This window comes from Streptomyces sp. TRM64462 (genome assembly GCF_013362995.1).
Taxonomy (GTDB): Bacteria; Actinomycetota; Actinomycetes; order Streptomycetales; family Streptomycetaceae; genus Streptomyces.
The window spans coordinates 21,529-37,269 of record NZ_JABWDV010000336.1; the positions used below are offsets into that span (position 1 = coordinate 21,529).

General features: G+C 70.5%; 12 protein-coding genes. 3 read left to right on the plus strand and 9 right to left on the minus strand.

Annotated features, from left to right (window positions below; translation table 11 throughout):
* Nucleotides 1–66: 66 nt before the first annotated feature.
* Complete coding sequence (recQ, locus tag HTZ82_RS17350) at nucleotides 67–1,917, minus strand: DNA helicase RecQ (protein WP_175410303.1); 1,851 nt, start codon at nucleotides 1,915–1,917, stop codon at nucleotides 67–69.
* A gap of 59 nt (nucleotides 1,918–1,976) precedes the next feature.
* Between recQ and HTZ82_RS17355 the strand changes: the two genes are divergently transcribed.
* Nucleotides 1,977–2,360 (plus strand): NYN domain-containing protein, encoded by a 384-nt coding sequence (locus HTZ82_RS17355; protein WP_175410304.1) that lies wholly within the window; start codon nucleotides 1,977–1,979, stop codon nucleotides 2,358–2,360.
* A gap of 145 nt (nucleotides 2,361–2,505) precedes the next feature.
* Here the strand turns inward: HTZ82_RS17355 and dxs are convergent, their stop codons facing one another.
* The 8 genes from dxs to ngcE all read right to left on the minus strand — a co-directional run bounded on the left by dxs (nucleotide 2,506) and on the right by ngcE (nucleotide 13,082).
* Nucleotides 2,506–4,428: a 1-deoxy-D-xylulose-5-phosphate synthase gene (dxs, locus tag HTZ82_RS17360; RefSeq protein WP_175410305.1), complete on the minus strand. Its 1,923-nt coding sequence runs from the start codon at nucleotides 4,426–4,428 to the stop codon at nucleotides 2,506–2,508.
* 253 nt (nucleotides 4,429–4,681) lie between these two features.
* Entirely contained in the window at nucleotides 4,682–5,992 is a 1,311-nt protein-coding gene (locus tag HTZ82_RS17365; protein ID WP_175410306.1) for a sugar ABC transporter permease, read from the minus strand.
* Nucleotides 5,989–6,783: an ATP-binding cassette domain-containing protein gene (locus tag HTZ82_RS17370; RefSeq protein ID WP_175410307.1), complete on the minus strand. Its 795-nt coding sequence runs from the start codon at nucleotides 6,781–6,783 to the stop codon at nucleotides 5,989–5,991. Before HTZ82_RS17370 ends, HTZ82_RS17365 begins: the two co-directional genes overlap by 4 nt.
* A 201-nt stretch (nucleotides 6,784–6,984) precedes the next feature.
* Nucleotides 6,985–8,079 carry a sugar ABC transporter substrate-binding protein gene (locus tag HTZ82_RS17375; protein ID WP_375540830.1) on the minus strand — a complete coding sequence of 365 codons (1,095 nt, stop codon included), beginning with the start codon at nucleotides 8,077–8,079 and terminating at the stop codon, nucleotides 6,985–6,987.
* 122 nt (nucleotides 8,080–8,201) lie between these two features.
* Nucleotides 8,202–9,413, minus strand: coding sequence for an ROK family transcriptional regulator (locus tag HTZ82_RS17380; RefSeq protein ID WP_175410308.1), 1,212 nt, complete (start codon nucleotides 9,411–9,413; stop codon nucleotides 8,202–8,204).
* Between the two features lie 208 nt (nucleotides 9,414–9,621).
* Entirely contained in the window at nucleotides 9,622–10,608 is a 987-nt protein-coding gene (locus tag HTZ82_RS17385; RefSeq protein ID WP_175410309.1) for a carbohydrate ABC transporter permease, read from the minus strand.
* A 13-nt stretch (nucleotides 10,609–10,621) separates the two neighbouring features.
* Nucleotides 10,622–11,545, minus strand: a complete 924-nt coding sequence (locus tag HTZ82_RS17390) for a carbohydrate ABC transporter permease (RefSeq protein ID WP_175410310.1) — start codon at nucleotides 11,543–11,545, stop codon at nucleotides 10,622–10,624.
* 22 nt (nucleotides 11,546–11,567) lie between these two features.
* On the minus strand, nucleotides 11,568–13,082 hold the full coding sequence (gene ngcE, locus HTZ82_RS17395; RefSeq protein WP_175410311.1) for an N-acetylglucosamine/diacetylchitobiose ABC transporter substrate-binding protein: 1,515 nt from the start codon (nucleotides 13,080–13,082) through the stop codon (nucleotides 11,568–11,570).
* 385 nt (nucleotides 13,083–13,467) lie between these two features.
* On the opposite strand from ngcE, the gene HTZ82_RS17400 reads away from it, so the two are divergent.
* Both HTZ82_RS17400 and HTZ82_RS17405 read left to right on the plus strand, forming a co-directional pair.
* Nucleotides 13,468–13,833: a hypothetical protein gene (locus HTZ82_RS17400; RefSeq protein ID WP_175410312.1), complete on the plus strand. Its 366-nt coding sequence runs from the start codon at nucleotides 13,468–13,470 to the stop codon at nucleotides 13,831–13,833.
* Nucleotides 13,834–14,121: 288 nt separating this feature from the next.
* Nucleotides 14,122–15,741, plus strand: a 1,620-nt coding sequence (locus HTZ82_RS17405; protein WP_175410313.1) for a hypothetical protein, incomplete at its 3' end; no start/stop codon positions are given.

A 15,741-nucleotide genomic window follows, 5' to 3' on the forward strand; every position in this document is an offset into this window, starting at 1 on the left:
TGCATACGGCGACGGGCCGTACGGGATGTCCTCCCGTACGGCCCGTCGGCCGTTTCGGGGGGCTCCTCAGTCCTCGGCGAGAGCGTCCAGGATCTGTTGGCCGTACTTGGCCAGTTTGTTCTCGCCCACGCCGCTGATGCCGCCCAGCTCGGCGAGGGTCGCGGGCGGGGCCGCGGCGATCTCGCGCAGGGTCGCGTCGTGGAAGATGACGTACGCCGGGACGCCCTGCTCCTTGGCCGTCGCGGCCCGCCAGGCGCGCAGCCGCTCGAAGACCGGCAGGGCACCCTCGGGCAGGTCCACGGGGGCGGCCTTCTTCTTCCCCGAACCGCTCTTGGACGCCCGGGCGGGCTTCTCCGGCTCGGTGCGCAGCAGCACCTGGCGACGGCCGCCGAGCACCTCGGCCGACTCGTCGGTGAGAAACAGGGTGTTGTACTCGCCCTGGACGGAGAGCAGCCCCTGCGCCAGCAACTGGCGGGCCACGCCCCGCCACTGGGCCTCCGTCAGGTCCGTGCCGATCCCGAAGACGCTCAGCGCGTCGTGGTCGAAGCGGAGGACCTTGGGGGTCTTGCGGCCGAGGAGGATGTCGACGATCTGCCCCACGCCGAACGACTGGTTGCGCTCCCGCTTGAGCCGGACGACGGTCGACAGGAACTTCTGGGCGGCGATCGTGCCGTCCCACGACTTCGGCGGGGTCAGGCACGTGTCGCAGTTGCCGCAGGGGGCGCTGTCCTGCCCGAAGTAGGCGAGGAGCTGGACGCGCCGGCATTCGACGGTCTCGCACAGGGCCAGCATGGCGTCGAGGTGCGCGGCGAGCCGGCGGCGGTGGTCCTCGTCGCCCTCGCTCGTGTCGATCATGCGGCGCTGCTGCACGACGTCGTTCAGCCCGTACGCCAGCCACGCCGTCGACGGCAGTCCGTCACGGCCGGCGCGGCCGGTCTCCTGGTAGTAGCCCTCGACGGACTTCGGCAGGTCGAGGTGGGCGACGAACCGGACGTCCGGCTTGTCGATGCCCATGCCGAACGCGATGGTCGCGACGACCACCAGGCCGTCCTCGCGGAGGAACCGCGCCTGGTTCTCGGCGCGCGTGCGGGCGTCGAGGCCGGCGTGGTACGGCACGGCTTCGATGCCGTTCTCGACGAGGAACGCCGCCGTCTTCTCGACGGATGCCCGGGACAGGCAGTACACGATGCCCGCGTCGCCCTCGTGCTCGTCCTTCAGGAGGGCGAGGAGCTGCTTCTTCGGCTCGTTCTTGGGCGCGATGCGGTACTGGATGTTGGGCCGGTCGAAGCTCGCGACGAAGTGGCGGGCGTCCTGGAGGTTCAGCCGGGCGGCGATCTCCGCGTGCGTGGCCCGCGTGGCGGTCGCCGTGAGGGCGATCCGGGGCACGTCGGGCCAGCGCTCGTGGAGCTGGGACAGCTGGAGGTAGTCCGGCCGGAAGTCGTGGCCCCATTGGGCGACGCAGTGCGCCTCGTCGATCGCGAACAGCGAGATCGTGCCGCGCTCCAGGAGCCGCAGCGTCGACTCCACGCGCAGCCGCTCGGGCGCGAGGTAGAGCAGGTCGAGCTCCCCCGCCGCGAACTCGGCCTCCACGAGCCGGCGCTCGTCGAGATCCTGCGTCGAGTTGAGGAACCCGGCCCGCACGCCGAGCGCCCGCAGGGCGTCGACCTGGTCCTGCATGAGCGCGATGAGGGGCGAGACGACCACGCCGACGCCTGGGCGTACGAGCGCGGGGATCTGGTAGCAGAGCGACTTGCCGCCACCGGTCGGCATCAGGACGAGCGCGTCACCGCCGCCTATGACCTGCTCGATGATCTCCCGCTGCTGCCCGCGGAACGAGTCGTAGCCGAAGACCCGGCCCAGGACCTCCAGGGCGCGGTCGGCGTCGGATGCATCGGGTGCATGCGGTGGCGAAGTCATTCGGCAATAGTACGAGCGCCCGCGCGACCCACCGCCGGTCTGTGGATAACCTGACGGCCATGACGTCCCCCCTGCTGATCGTCGACGCCGCGAACGTCGTCGGCTCGGTGCCGGACGGCTGGTGGCGCGACCGCCGGGCCGCCGCCGAGCGCCTGCGCGACCACCTCGCCCCGTACGCAGCGGCCGGCGTGCCCGGGGTGCTGGCGGGTCCCGTCGACATCGTCCTGGTGGTCGAGGGGCAGGCGCGGGGTGTGGAGCCCGTCGAGGGCGTACGGGTGGTGTCCGCGCCCGGCAGCGGCGACGACACGATCACGGAGCTGGCCCGGGAGGCGGCGGCCGCGGACCGCCGCTGCGTGGTCGTGACGGCCGACCGCGAGCTGCGCCGCCGCGTCACCGCCCACGGCGCGGACTGCGCGGGCCCCCGCACGGTACGCTCCGTCTAGGCCGAGCCAGACCTGGGGGCTCCGCCCCCAGACCCCCGTATCACGCCTGAACGGCGTTCGTCCTCAATCGCCGGACGGGCTCACATCGAGCCCCTCCGGCGATTGAGGAGCGGGGGTTCGGGGGCAGAGCCCCCGAATCAGGAAATCAGTCCCGGACCGGCTCCACGGTGGAGGCGTCCTCGTCCTCGTAGCGGCCGTCCAGCTTGGCGACGAGGCCCGTGACCTGGCGGGCGATGTCCGGGGCCGTCAGGCCGATCTCCGCGAGGACCTCCTTGCGGGACGCGTGGTCCAGGAACCGCGGCGGGATGCCGAAGTCGCGCAGCGGTACGTCGACGCCCGCGTCGCGCAGGGCCTGGGCGACGGCGGAGCCGACGCCGCCGACGCGGCCGTTGTCCTCGACGGTGACGACGACGCGGTGCCGCTCGGCGAGCGGTGCCATGGCCTCGTCGACGGGCTTGACCCAGCGCGGGTCGACGACCGTCGTGGAGATGCCCTGCTTGTCGAGCAGGTCCGCGATCTCCAGGCACATGGGCGCGAGGGCGCCGACCGAGACGAGGAGGACGTCCGGAGTGTCGGTGCCCGGCTCGCGCAGCACGTCCATGCCGCCGACGCGGCGTACGGCCTCGACGGCGGGGCCGACGGCGCCCTTGGAGTAGCGCACGACGGTCGGGGCGTCCTCGACCGCGACGGCCTCGCGGAGCTGGGCGCGGACCTGGTCGGCGTCGCGGGGCGCGGCGATCCGCAGGCCGGGTACGACCTGGAGGATCGACATGTCCCACATGCCGTTGTGCGAGGCGCCGTCGGTTCCGGTGACGCCGGCCCGGTCCAGGACGAAGGTCACCCCGCAGTTGTGCAGGGCGACGTCCATCAGGACCTGGTCGAAGGCCCGGTTGAGGAACGTGGCGTAGACGGCGACGACCGGGTGAAGGCCGCCGGTGGCGAGGCCGGCCGCCGACACGGCGGCGTGCTGCTCGGCGATGCCGACGTCGTACACGCGGTCCGGGAAGACCTTGGCGAACTTGTCGAGGCCGACGGGCTGGAGCATGGCCGCCGTGATGGCGACGATGTCCTCGCGCTCCTTGCCGAGTTCGACCATCTCGTCGGCGAAGACGGACGTCCAGTCGGCGCCGGAGGAGGCGATGGGCAGGCCGGTGTCGGGGTGGATCTTGCCGACGGCGTGGAAGCGGTCGGCCTCGTCCTGGAGGGCGGGCTGATAGCCGCGGCCCTTCTCGGTGAGGCAGTGCACGATGACCGGGCCGTTGAACCGCTTGGCGCGCTGCAGCGCCGACTCGACGGCGGCGAGGTCGTGGCCGTCGATGGGGCCGACGTACTTCAGGCCGAGGTCCTCGAAGAGGCCCTGCGGGGCGATGAAGTCCTTCAGGCCCTTCTTGGCGCCGTGGAGCGTCTCGTAGAGCGGTTTCCCGACGACCGGGGTGCGGTCGAGGATGTCCTTGGTGCGGGCCAGGAACCGCTCGTAGCCGTCGGTGGTGCGCAGGGTCGCCAGATGGTTGGCGAGACCGCCGATGGTGGGGGCGTAGGAGCGCTCGTTGTCGTTGACGACGATGACGAGCGGGCGGTCCTTGGCGTCCGCGATGTTGTTGAGCGCCTCCCAGGCCATGCCGCCGGTGAGGGCCCCGTCGCCGATGACGGCGACGACGTGGTCGTCCCTGCCGAGGATCTCGTTGGCCTTGGCGAGGCCGTCGGCCCAGCCCAGGACGGTGGAGGCGTGCGAGTTCTCGATGACGTCGTGCTCGGACTCGGCACGGGCCGGGTAGCCGGACAGGCCGCCCTTCATCTTCAGCTTGGAGAAGTCCTGCCGGCCGGTGAGCAGCTTGTGCACGTACGACTGGTGGCCCGTGTCCCAGAGGATCCTGTCCCGCGGGGACTCGAAGACGCGGTGCAGGGCGATGGTCAGCTCGACCACGCCGAGGTTGGGGCCGAGGTGCCCGCCGGTCTTGGAAACCGCGTCCACGAGGAACGTGCGGATCTCCGAGGCCAGCTGGTCCAGCTGCTCCGGGGAGAGCCGGTCGAGATCGCGCGGTCCCCTGATACGGGTCAGCAATGCCACCCGTGCCTCCTTGCGTGTTGGGCTGGTCGAGGTTGAGCCGGTCGAGCGTGCCGATCCGCCGAGTCTAATGTTCCGTCCCGGACTGTGGACATCGGGCCGTGCCTGGTGGATCACACCGATGATCACACTGACGGGCGACACGGAGTACGCCGATGTACCCACGCGGCACGCCGCCGTGCCCGCGCTTCCGGAGACGCGGCAGTGCCCGGCGCCGGTTGCGCGGCGCCGGGCACTGAGGGGGTGATCTGGACCGCTATGCGCGGCCGGCGGTCTTCTGCGTCCTGCGGGAGACCGAGTCGATCACGACGGCGGCGAGGAGCACCGCGCCGGTGATCATGAACTGGATCTCGCTGGCCATGCCGAGCATGTTCAGGCCCTGCTGGATGGACTGGATCACGATCATGCCGAGGAGCGCCGACCAGACCTTGCCGCGGCCGCCGAAGAGGCTGGTGCCGCCGATGACGGCCGCCGCGATAACGAGCATCAGGGTGTTCCCGCCGCCGAGGCTCTTGGTGGCGCCGCCGGAGAGGCTGGCGACGAAGAGTCCGCCGAAGGCCGCGAGCAGGCCGGAGAGGCCGAACACGGTGATGCGGATCCGGTCCACGTTGATACCGGCGCGGCGGGCCGCCTCGGCGCTGCCGCCGACGGCGAAGACCTTGCGGCCGAAGGTCGTACGGCGGGCGACGAAGTCCGCGGCGACCAGGACGGCGAGGAAGAGCACCAGGGCGAGCGGCAGGCCGCGGGCGCCGGCGGGCTCGTTCAGGACGTACGCGACGGCGAAGCACAGTACGGCGACGACACCGGTGCGCAGCACGATCTCACCGGCCGGGCGGGTCGGGAGGGCCGCGGCGCGGCGGCGCCTGCTGTCCAGCAGAAGCGATCCCGCGTAGGCGAGGACGGCCGCGGCGGCGAGGCCGTACGCGGCGGCCTTGTCCGCGAAGTAGTAGCCGGTCAGGTTCTCGACGAGGCTGCCGGTCGGGGTGTTGATGGAGCCTTCGTTGCCCATCAGCCAGATCTGGAGGCCGCTCCAGCCGAGGAAGCCGGCGAGGGTGACGACGAAGGCGGGCACGCCGATCTTCGCGAAGAAGAAGCCGTGCAGCAGGCCGAGGCCGAGGCCGGCGAGTACGGCGATCAGGACCGCGAGCAGGTCGTTGACGCCGTTCGTGACGCTGAGGACCGCCCACACGGCGGCGCCGACGCCCGCGACGGAGCCGACCGACAGGTCGATCTCGCCGAGGATGAGGACGAAGACGATGCCGACCGCCATGATGCCGAGGCCGGAGCTGTAGACGGCGATGTTGGCGATCGAGCTCGCGGACAGGAAGTTGCTGTTCTGCGACTGGAAGACGATCGCGATGACGATGAGGCCGATGAGGACCGGCAGGGAGCCCAGCTCGCCGCCGCGGACCTTGCGGGTGAACTCGGTCCAGTAGCCCTTGAGGCCCTCCTCGCGGACGAGGAGGCGCGGGTCGACCGCGGGGACGGGGGCGGCCGACGGGGCGGTGCCGTTGCCGTTGCCGGCGTGGGCGCCGCGGCGCCGGGGGGTCTTGGTGAGGTCGCTCACTGCGCGTCCCCCTTCGTGGCCGTGCGGGCCTGGCGGCGCGTGACGGCGTTGTCCGTGGCGCCGGTGATGGCGGCGATGATCTCTTCGTGCGAGGTGTCCTTGACGCTGAAGACACCGTTGTTGCGGCCGAGGCGCAGGATGGCGGCGCGGTCGGCGACGGCCCGGACGTCGGCCATGTTGTGGGTGATGAGGATGACGCCGTGGCCGTTCTCGCGGAGCCGCTCGACGAGGTCGAGGACCTGCGCGGTCTGCTCGACGCCGAGGGCGGCGGTCGGCTCGTCCAGGATGACGATCCTGGGGTCGCCGATGAGGGCGCGGGCGATGGCCACGACCTGGCGCTGGCCGCCGGAGAGCGAGGCGACCGGGATGCGGACGCTGGGAATGCGGATGGAGAGCGTGTCGAGGAGCTCCTTGGCGCGCTTCTCCATCGCGATCTCGTCGAGGACGGAGGCGCGGCGCAGCTCGGTGCCGAGGAAGAGGTTGGCGACGACGTCGAGGTTGTCGCAGAGCGCCAGGTCCTGGTAGACGGTCGCGATGCCGAGGTCCTGGGCTTCGTTGGGCCGGGTGACCCGGACCGGGCGGCCCTCCCACTCGATGGTGCCTTCGTCGATCGGGTGGACACCCGAGATCGTCTTGACGAGGGTCGACTTGCCGGCGCCGTTGTCGCCGAGCAGTGCGACGACCTCACCGGCGTGGATCTCCAGGTCTACGTCGGTGAGCGCCTGGACGGCGCCGAACCGCTTGGAGACTCCGCGCAACGCCAGCACGGGCGTAGCGGACACGTGAATCATCTCCTTCACCCGCCGGTCGGGCGGGGATGGTGGTGCGTTTGGAGCACAGGGGTGCGAGGGGAGTCCGGTGCCCGCCCCGTCGCTGCGGGGCGTGAAGCGGGGCGGGCGCCGGACCGGTTGCAGGGGCCCGGGTCGAACGGGCCTCACCTGGCGGGGCCTGGTTCGTCAGGCCCTGTGCGTGGGGGGGGTGGAGGGGGCCGGTTACTTGATACCGGCGGCCTCGCAGGCGGCCTTGTACTCGGCCGTGCAGATGTCGGCGGCCGTGTAGACCTTGTCCATGATGATCGTGTCCGCGATGTTCTCCTTGGTCACGATCTGCGCGTCGTACAGCTTCGCCGGGATGTTCTTGAACTCACCGGTCAGGCTGGTGACCTTGGCGGGCGTGAAGTGCTCCCACTTCTCGCCCTTGAGGAGGGCGACGGCGATCTCGGCGGTGGTCTCGGCCTCGGGCTTGATCTGCTTGTAGATCGTGAAGGCCTGCTCGCCCTTCAGGATGCGCTGGAGACCGGCGAGCTCGGCGTCCTGGCCGCCGACCGGGACCTTGATGCCCTGCTTGGAGAGGGCGGTGATGATGCCGCCTGCCATGCCGTCGTTGGCCGAGTAGACGCCCTGGAAGCCGTCCTTGCCGAGGGAGTCGATGGCGGCGCCCATCTTCTTGTTGGCCTCGTCCGGGGACCAGTCGGGGATGTCCTGCTCGTAGACGATCTTCCCGACCTTGCTGTCGAGGACGCTGTGGGCGCCCTTCTTGAAGAGCGGGGCGTTCGGGTCGGTCGGGGAGCCGTTGATCATGACGACGTTGGCGTCCTTGGCCTTGTCGCCCAGGGCCTTGACGAGGCCCTCGCCCTGGAGGCGGCCGATCTTCTCGTTGTCGTACGAGACGTACGCGGCGATCGGGCCCTCGGCGAGGCGGTCGTACGCGACGACCTTGACGCCCTTCTTCTCGGCCTGCTGCACCCACGACTTGGTGGCCTTGTAGTCGACCGCGTCGAGGATGATGACCTTGACGCCCTGCGTGACGAGCGCGTCGAACTGCTTCTTCTGCGTCTCGGTGTCCTGCGCGGCGTTGTTGTACTTGACCTCGCACTCCTCGCAGAGTTCCTTGATCTTCGCCTCGATGATCGGGCGGTCGAAGGTCTCGTAGCGCGTGGTCTTGTTCTCCGGAAGCAGCAGACCGATGGTCTTGCCGTCGCCGCCGTCACCGGCGGAGTCGCCGCCCGCCTGGCCGCAGGCGGCGAGGGAAACGGCCATGGACACCGCGGCCGTACCTATGACGACGCGTCGCGTCATTGCGTTCATATGAGGTTGCCTCCCTGACGAGGCCGCGACGTTGCGGCCGAGGTGGTCGTGAGTCAACTCGGCCGTCAGGCCACCGTCAAGGAGTAAATTCTTAACGAGATGACAACGGTGCCATGCGTTATCTAAGTGAACGCAGGCGTAGTGGCCTTCGGTGTGGCCTGATGCGCACCCTCAAGCAGGGTCGAATCGCCCATTTCGCTCAGTACGAGGGCGAGGGCGCCCAGCACCTCGGCGCGCCCGCCGAGGGCCCCGGGAGCAACGGACAACTGCCGGGCGGCGCTGGGGATGGCGTACCGCGACACGGACTCCCGGATGGGCGCGAGGACCAGCTCGCCGGCCTCCGCGAGGTCGCCGCCGAGGACGACCCGGCTGGGGTTGAGCAGGTTGCAGAGGTTGGCGACACCGCTGCCGATGTGCCGGCCGACGTCGGCGACGACCCGGCGGCAGCCCGGGTCGCCGTCCCGGGCGAGCCGCACGACGCGCTCCATGGTGAGGTCGGGGCCGTGGCCCGGCTGGAGGAGCGGCAGGACGTAGCGGGCGGCGGTGAAGGTCTCCAGGCAGCCGCGGTTGCCGCAGCGGCAGACGGGGCCCGACTCGTCGAGCGTGATGTGCCCGATCTCGCCCGCCGTGCCGCCGGGGCCGCGGTAGATCTGCCCGTCGATGACCAGGCCGGCGCCGACACCGCTGGCGACCTTGATGTACGCGAGGTCGCGGACGCCGCGGCCGGCGCCCCAGACCAGTTCGCCGAGTGCGCCGAGGTTGGCGTCGTTGTCGACGTACACGGGGACGCCGAGGCGGGCGGCGAGCTCCTGGCTGGGGTTGATGCCGGTCCAGCCCGGGAGGATGGACGTCGAACCGAGCGTGCCGGAGGAGACGTCGATGGGGCCCGGGACGCCGAGGCCGACGCCGATGACCTTGTCCTGGCCGATGCCGGTGGTCTCGATCAGCCGTTTGACCAGCTGCTCGGCCCGGTCGAAGCCCTCCGCGGACGAGGCGTCGACGTCGAGCGGCTCGGACTCCTCGGCGAGCACCTGGTGGGCGAGGTTGCCGACGGCGACACGCAGGTGGGTGTGGCCGAAGTCGACGCCGATGACGATGCCGGCGTCGCCGCTCAGCGAGACGCTGCGGGCCCGGCGGCCGCCCGCCGACGTCGGCGTGACCTCGACGGTGCCGCCGTCCTTCAGCTCCCGCACGATGTTGGAGACGGTGGCGGCGGACAGGCCGGTGGCCCTGGCGATCTCCGCCTGGGTGAGGGAACCGGCCATCCGTACCGCCCGTACGACCCGCTCGAGATTGGCCCGATGCAGAGATGTCTGCGACCCCGGAGTCTCCATCGACTCTCTCACTCCTGCCGTTTTCTCCAACATGTGAACTCTAAGCTGAGCCTTTTGGGTTGCCGTCCGTCAAGACCTTGAGCATCACGAAGCTCCGATGAGCGGACATATAGAGTGATGCATCCGATTTGTCGGGAATCAGATACAGAGAAACCGCCCACCGTTGGCCGAAAGGCCCGGTGGGCGGTTCACGATCCGTACTGTGCCGCTACTTCAGCGCGCCGGCCGTCAGTCCTGCCTGGACCTGCCGCTGGAAGATCCCGTACACGACGAGCACGGGCAGCATGGCGATCACCATGCCCGCCATCAGGGCGCCCCAGTCGTTCTCATAGCCGTTCTGGAGCGCGATCATCGCGAGGCCCTGCGTCAGCACGTACTTGTCCTCCTGCTGGTTCAGCACCATCGGCAGCAGGTACTGGTTCCACTGCCCCAGGAAGTTGAAGATGCCGATGCTGATGAGGCCGGGCTTGGCCATCGGCAGCATCACCTGGAAGAACGTCCGCGTGTGCGACGCCCCGTCGATCATCGCCGCCTCCGCGATCGAGGTCGGCAGCGTGCGGAAGAACGCCGTCATGAAGAAGACCGTGAACGGCAGCGAGTACGCGATGTAGACGAGGATCAGCCCGTGGTACGTGGCGAGCAGCGACGAGCCGGGGAAGTCCCGCAGCACGAAGAACAGCGGGATCACCAGCATGAAGACCGGGAAGGACATGCCGGCCACGAACAGGTAGTAGACGAGCCGGTTCCCCGGGAAGGTGAAGCGGGCCAGCACGTACGCGGCCATCGAGCCGAGCACCATCGTGCCCGTGACCGAGCCGCCCACCACGACGGCCGTGTTCAGGAAGTACCGGCCCATGTTGGCTTCGTTCCAGGCGTTCGCCCAGTTCTCCCAGTGCAGGACCGTCGGCAGTCCCCACGGGTCGCTGAGGATGCCGTTGCTGTCCTTGAACGAGCTCCACAGCACCCACAGCAGCGGGACGCCCACCATCAGCGCCCACAGCACGAGGATGCCGTGCGAGAAGACGTTGAGCACCCCGCCCTCGGTGGAGCGCCCCCCGCCCGGTCCGCCCGCGCCGGCGGCGGCCGCGCCGCTCCCCCGACCCCGGCTGCGACCCCGGCCCCGGCCCTCGGACGGCCCTGCGCCCGGGCCGTCGGGGGCGCCTCCGTCGACCTTCTGGATCTCTTCGGTGGTCATCGGCGGCCGCCCCCTAGTACTCGATCCGCTCACGGCGCGCGAAGCGCAGCGTGAGCACGGCGAAGGTCATCGTCACGACGAGCATCGCGACGCCCATCGCGGCGGCGTACCCGTACTTGCTCTCCACAAAGGCCGTCTGGTACAGCCGCAGCGGCATGACGTCGGTGGCGCCGTCGGGGCCGCCCATGTTCACCGACATGATCTGCACCAGGGCGAAGGCGTCGAGGGCGATGATGCCCATGTACACCCACCCGGTCTGCACGGTGTCCCAGAGGAGCGGCAGCGTGATCCGGAAGAAGGTGTGGAACCGGTTGGCGCCGTCGAGCAGGGCCGCCTCGTAGATGTCACGCGGCACGGACGCCATCGCCGCCGAGAACAGCACCACGAAGAAGCCGACATGGCCCCAGACCATGACCGCGCTGATGCACCACAGGGCGAGGCTCTTCTCGCCCAGCCAGGCGTTCTGCAGCCCGTCCAGGCCGAGTGCGCCGAGCAGGGCGTTCAGCATGCCGTCGTCCGGGTCCGGGTTGTAGATGTTGAACCAGATGACGGCGATGATCGTGATGGAGATGACCTGCGGGAAGAAGAAGACGAACTTGTAGAACTTCGAGCCCGCGACGCCGGTCACCACCTCGTTCCTGCGGCGTTTCCCGCCCACGTTGAGCATGAAGGCGAAGAACAGCCCGAGGCCGAGCGTGACGACCGGGACCAGCGCCAGCATGTAGACGTTGTGGCGCAGGGCGTTCCAGAAGTCGTCGCTGTCCCAGAGCCGTACGAAGTTGTCGAAGCCCACGAACCGCGCGGCGCCGACGAGTCCGGACCAGTCCGTCATCGAGATCTGGAACGCCTGCACGAAGGGTGAGATGACGAAGATGCCGTAGACGAGCAGAGGCGGGGCCAGGAAGCCCACGATGAATCGGTACTTGCCGTGTTGCACGGGTGCTCCCCGGCCCTTCCCCTCAGGCGGTGCGCTTGAACTTGGTGATGGAGCTGTCCTTGGCGACCTTGTCGGCCTCCTCCTGGGTCCTGCGGATCCAGTCGGCGGCCTTCATCTCACCGACGAGGAGCTGGCCGGTGAAGCCGCCGATCTTCTGGTCGGTGAGCGTGGGGTACCACTCCTGGAGCTGAAGGCTGATCAGATGGTCGCCGGCGTCCTTGAAGACCTTGCTCGCTGACGACAGGCCCGGTGAGAGCGTCATGCCCTCGGTGGCGTCCATGACGCAGGTCAGCGACTTCACCTTGGTGGCGAAGTTCTGCGCGTGCTTCTTGGAGAGCATGATGCGCAGCAGCTCCATGCCGCCCACCGGGTTCTTGCCCTTGGCGGCGACGATGTACGGCTCACTGGGCTCGGCGCGCAGGGTGCCGTGCGGCATCTTGTCGGCAGCGCCGTCGAAGAGCGCGCCGACGGACATGGCGAAGTCGTCGGGTGTGGTGGGCGCGGACTCGTTCTCGACCCAGGAGCCGTTCGGGATGAAGACGGCCTTGCCCTTGTTCCAGGCGGTCTGCGACTGGATGTGCGTCATGCCCTGGCTGCCCGCGAGGAAGTAGCCCTTGGCGGCGAGCTCCTCGTAGTGCTCGACGACCTCGCGGACGGCGTCGTTCGACGTCCAGGCCTTGGGCTCCAGGTTGTCGATGGCGATCCACTTCTCCATACCGCCGATCTTGGCGATCTGGGCGAAGAGGTTGAAGTGCACGTAGTACGGATACTTCCCCGGGTACGTCCAGGGCGCGATGCCGGTCTTCTTGATCTCGCCGCAGAGCGTGACCATCTCGGCGAGCGTTTTCGGATAGGCCCAGCCTCGGGACGCGAGGAGTTTCTGCGAGTACCAGGTGCCGTAGATGGTGAACGCGTAGTACAGCACGTCGAAGGTGTCGCCGTGCATGCCCTTCTCGACGGTGCTCGGGTGAATCGTGTCCCGTACCTTCTTGGCCGGATCGTCCATGGACGGGGCGTCGAGGAGGGCGGTCAGGTCCTGGAGCTGGCCCTGTGTGGACAGCCGGTTCATGTCGAGGTGGTCGGCGCCGGAGTTGTCGATGACGTCGGGCGGGTTGCCGCCGGCGAACCGGGGGGTGAGCTTGGGGCCGACCTGCTGGGTGCCGGTGTGCTTGACGTCGGCCTTGTAGACGGCCTTGTAGTCGGCTTCGGCGTCCTTGGCGTACTGGTCGCCGAGGCCGCCCTTGAAGATGAACGCCTCCAGCGGGGCGCCCTCCTTGACGCCGAGGGGGTTCTTGTCGGTCTTCTCGCCGGCCGGTGCGGGGTTCTGCTCGCTGCTGCCGCCGCCACCGGTGGCGCAGGCCGAGAGGAAGCCGAGCGCCGGAACGGTGACGAGGCCGAGCGCCGCCGACCGCTTGATCAGATCGCGACGGCCGGGCGCCTGCCGGTCGCCGCGCGCGTCATGGGCGGAACGGGTGGGGTCACCGGTGGAACCGGTCGGGTCACCGGTGGAACCGGTGGGGGCGGAGGTGGATCCCATGCTCAAGTCCTCGCCTTCTCCAGGACTCAGGCGGTGTGCCGGTCGCCCGTACTGCTCGCCTGCGGCGAAGGGCCCCGCCACCGCGGTCTTTGCGGCTGGGTCGTACTGAGTCGTGCGGGTCGTGCCGGGGTCGCGCACCGCGCGGCCGGCCGGGGCCGCCGCGTGACGCCGACAGGTATAGTCCACTTCTGGTCAGAGGGGCAAGATCGAAAACAGTATTCGGCAGGAGTCTTTCCCTACTTGAGACCTCGGGGAAATGCCGGGACGTGCGGCGACATTCGCAGACGCTTTCTCTCACCGAAAAGGCCGAATCCCGCCTTCCCTCCACGTGCGCACTCAGGTGTCCGTCTTCGACAATTCAAGGGAGCCGGCGCGAAGGAGACCGATGGCCCGGGTGGTACTGGACGACCGTGACATCGTCTTCCGTCTGGCCTGGTGGGAGTGGCCGGCGGCGCGCCGCCGCGAGGTGCGGGTCCCGGTGTCCGCGCTGCGGGACGCGCACGTCGAGCCCGACTGGTGGCGGGCGCTGCGCGGCGAGGCCGGGCGGGGACTGTGGCTGCCGGGCCGCTGCGTGGGCGTACGGCACCTCCCGGAGGGGCGCGACTTCGTGGCCGTGCGGGCCGGACGGCCGGTGCTCTGCGTCGACCTGCGGCGCGGCGCGCCGTTCCTGCGCCTGGCCGCCTCCGTACCCGACGCCGAGGCCGCGCTGGAGACGCTGCTGCCTCTGGTGCCCCGGGACCGCCTGGACTGAACGGCGGGCCCGCGCGCGGCCACCCCGCGAAGCGGCCGCACAGAGCGCACGGAAGCGTACGGACATCCGACGCGTCGTCGTGGCGGGTGGTCCCTCGGCCACGGACGACACCCAGGGTGCCGATCATGCGTTGGGGTTGCCGTGACGCCGACTGCAGAGACGATTCTGCGCAGAGTGGCCCGAGCTCTGAGAGGCGTCGCCTACGGATGGTCGAATAAACGTGCGGAGAGTAGCGACGTGTGGAAGCGCGGTGGCGGGCCCGGGGTACCGCCTGCGTACGACAGTCGGGTGCGGGGTGTGCTGGTGGGCCGGGAGCGGGAGCTGTCGGAGCTGCACGTGCTGTTGGCGGAACACCGTCTGGTGACGGTGGCCGGCGGGGTCGGCGTGGGCAAGAGCCGGCTCGCGGCGGCCGCGGTGGCGCGGACACGGCGTGACCTGTGGCAGCGCGTGGTACGGGTGCGGTGGCGGGACAACCGCCCCGCCGGGGCCCCGCAGCTGATCGCGGCGGTGTTCCACGCCGTGACGGGTACGCCGCCGCCGAGGAAGGCCCTCCGTGCCGGCGTCGGTGAGGTGGCCGCGGAGCTGCGCTCCGGGGACACGCTGCTGTTCCTGGACGACATCGACCCCGCCCACCTGGCGTGCGTGGGTGTCGTGCAGAAGCTCCTGGAGTCGGTGCCGTCGCTGCGCGTGCTGGTCGCGGCGCGGCGGCCGCTGGGGCTCGGGGACGAACGGGTGCTGCGCCTGCGGCCGTTGGACGTGACGCGCGAGGGCGGCTGCGGCGACGGCCCGGCCCCGGCGGTCGCGCTGTTCCTCGACAGGGCGGGCATGGCCGACGACGGCTGCGACGCGCCGCCCGACGGTGTCGATCTGTGCCTGGTCGCGGACATCTGCCGCTCGCTCGACGGGCTGCCGCTGGCCATCGAGATGGCGGCGGAACAGCTGGCCCGCCACGGCATCGGCCGCCTCGCGGAGCTGCTGCGGCGCGACCAGTGCTGGCTCGCCGGCCCCCGCGCGTCCCTGCGCCGGCACCGGTCGCTGCGCAGCGCCGTCGGCGCCGCGTACGAGCTGTGCGACCGGATGGAGCGCATCGTCTGGGCGCGGAGCAGCGTCTTCGCGGGCGCGTTCGACGAGTCGGCGGCGGCCTTCGTGTGCGTGGGCGGCAGCGTCGAGCCGCAGGACGTGCCCGCCTGCCTGGCCCGGCTGGCCGCGACCGGGGTGCTGGAGCAGACCCGCGACCCCGGCGGGCCGCGCCGCCCCCGGTACCGGATGACGCGCGCCGCCCGGGACTTCGGCGCCGAGCGGCTCCGCGAGGCCGGGGAGGCCGACGTGGCCGCCGAGCGGCACACGGTGCACTGCCGGCGCGTCGCCGTCGTCGCCGAGAACCTGTGGAACAGCGGCGGTCAGCCGCAGGCCGCCGAGCTGCTCCAGGACGAGCAGGACGACCTCAGGGTGATGCTGGAGCGCGCCGTCGAGCAGCCCGGGCAGACCCAGGAGGTGCTGGAGACCGTCGTCAACCTGTGGTTCTGGTGGGTCGTGTACGGGAAGGCCGACGAGGGCCGCCGGTACCTGGGCCGACTGCTGCCGCGGGCCCCCGCCGACCGGCCGGTCACCGTGCGCGCCCTGTGGCTGGCGGCCTGGCTCGCGGCCTGCGACGACCCGCGCGCCGCCGGTGGACTGCTGCGCCGGGCGTGGCCCGCGGCCGTGCTGCTGGGCGACGACGCGGTCATCGGCCGGATCGCCCACGTCCAGGGCGTCCTGGCCCTGCACGAGGGCGACCTCGCGGCGGCCGCCCAGCACTTCGACGAGGCCGCAGGACTGATCCCGGCCCGCGCGCCGGGCGGGCCGTCACCGACCGTGAGCCTCGCGGCCCTCGCCGTGGCCCAGGCCGGTTTCGCGCCGCGCGCCGCG

Coding starts and splice junctions, on each gene's coding strand:
- ngcE (WP_175410311.1), bottom strand. CDS start 13,082: ATGGGATCCACCTCCGCCCCCACCGGTTCCACCGGTGACCCGACCGGT.
- HTZ82_RS17380 (WP_175410308.1), bottom strand. CDS start 9,413: ATGGAGACTCCGGGGTCGCAGACATCTCTGCATCGGGCCAATCTCGAG.
- HTZ82_RS17355 (WP_175410304.1), top strand. CDS start 1,977: ATGACGTCCCCCCTGCTGATCGTCGACGCCGCGAACGTCGTCGGCTCG.
- HTZ82_RS17370 (WP_175410307.1), bottom strand. CDS start 6,783: ATGATTCACGTGTCCGCTACGCCCGTGCTGGCGTTGCGCGGAGTCTCC.
- recQ (WP_175410303.1), bottom strand. CDS start 1,917: ATGACTTCGCCACCGCATGCACCCGATGCATCCGACGCCGACCGCGCC.
- HTZ82_RS17400 (WP_175410312.1), top strand. CDS start 13,468: ATGGCCCGGGTGGTACTGGACGACCGTGACATCGTCTTCCGTCTGGCC.
- HTZ82_RS17385 (WP_175410309.1), bottom strand. CDS start 10,608: ATGACCACCGAAGAGATCCAGAAGGTCGACGGAGGCGCCCCCGACGGC.
- HTZ82_RS17375 (WP_375540830.1), bottom strand. CDS start 8,079: ATGAACGCAATGACGCGACGCGTCGTCATAGGTACGGCCGCGGTGTCC.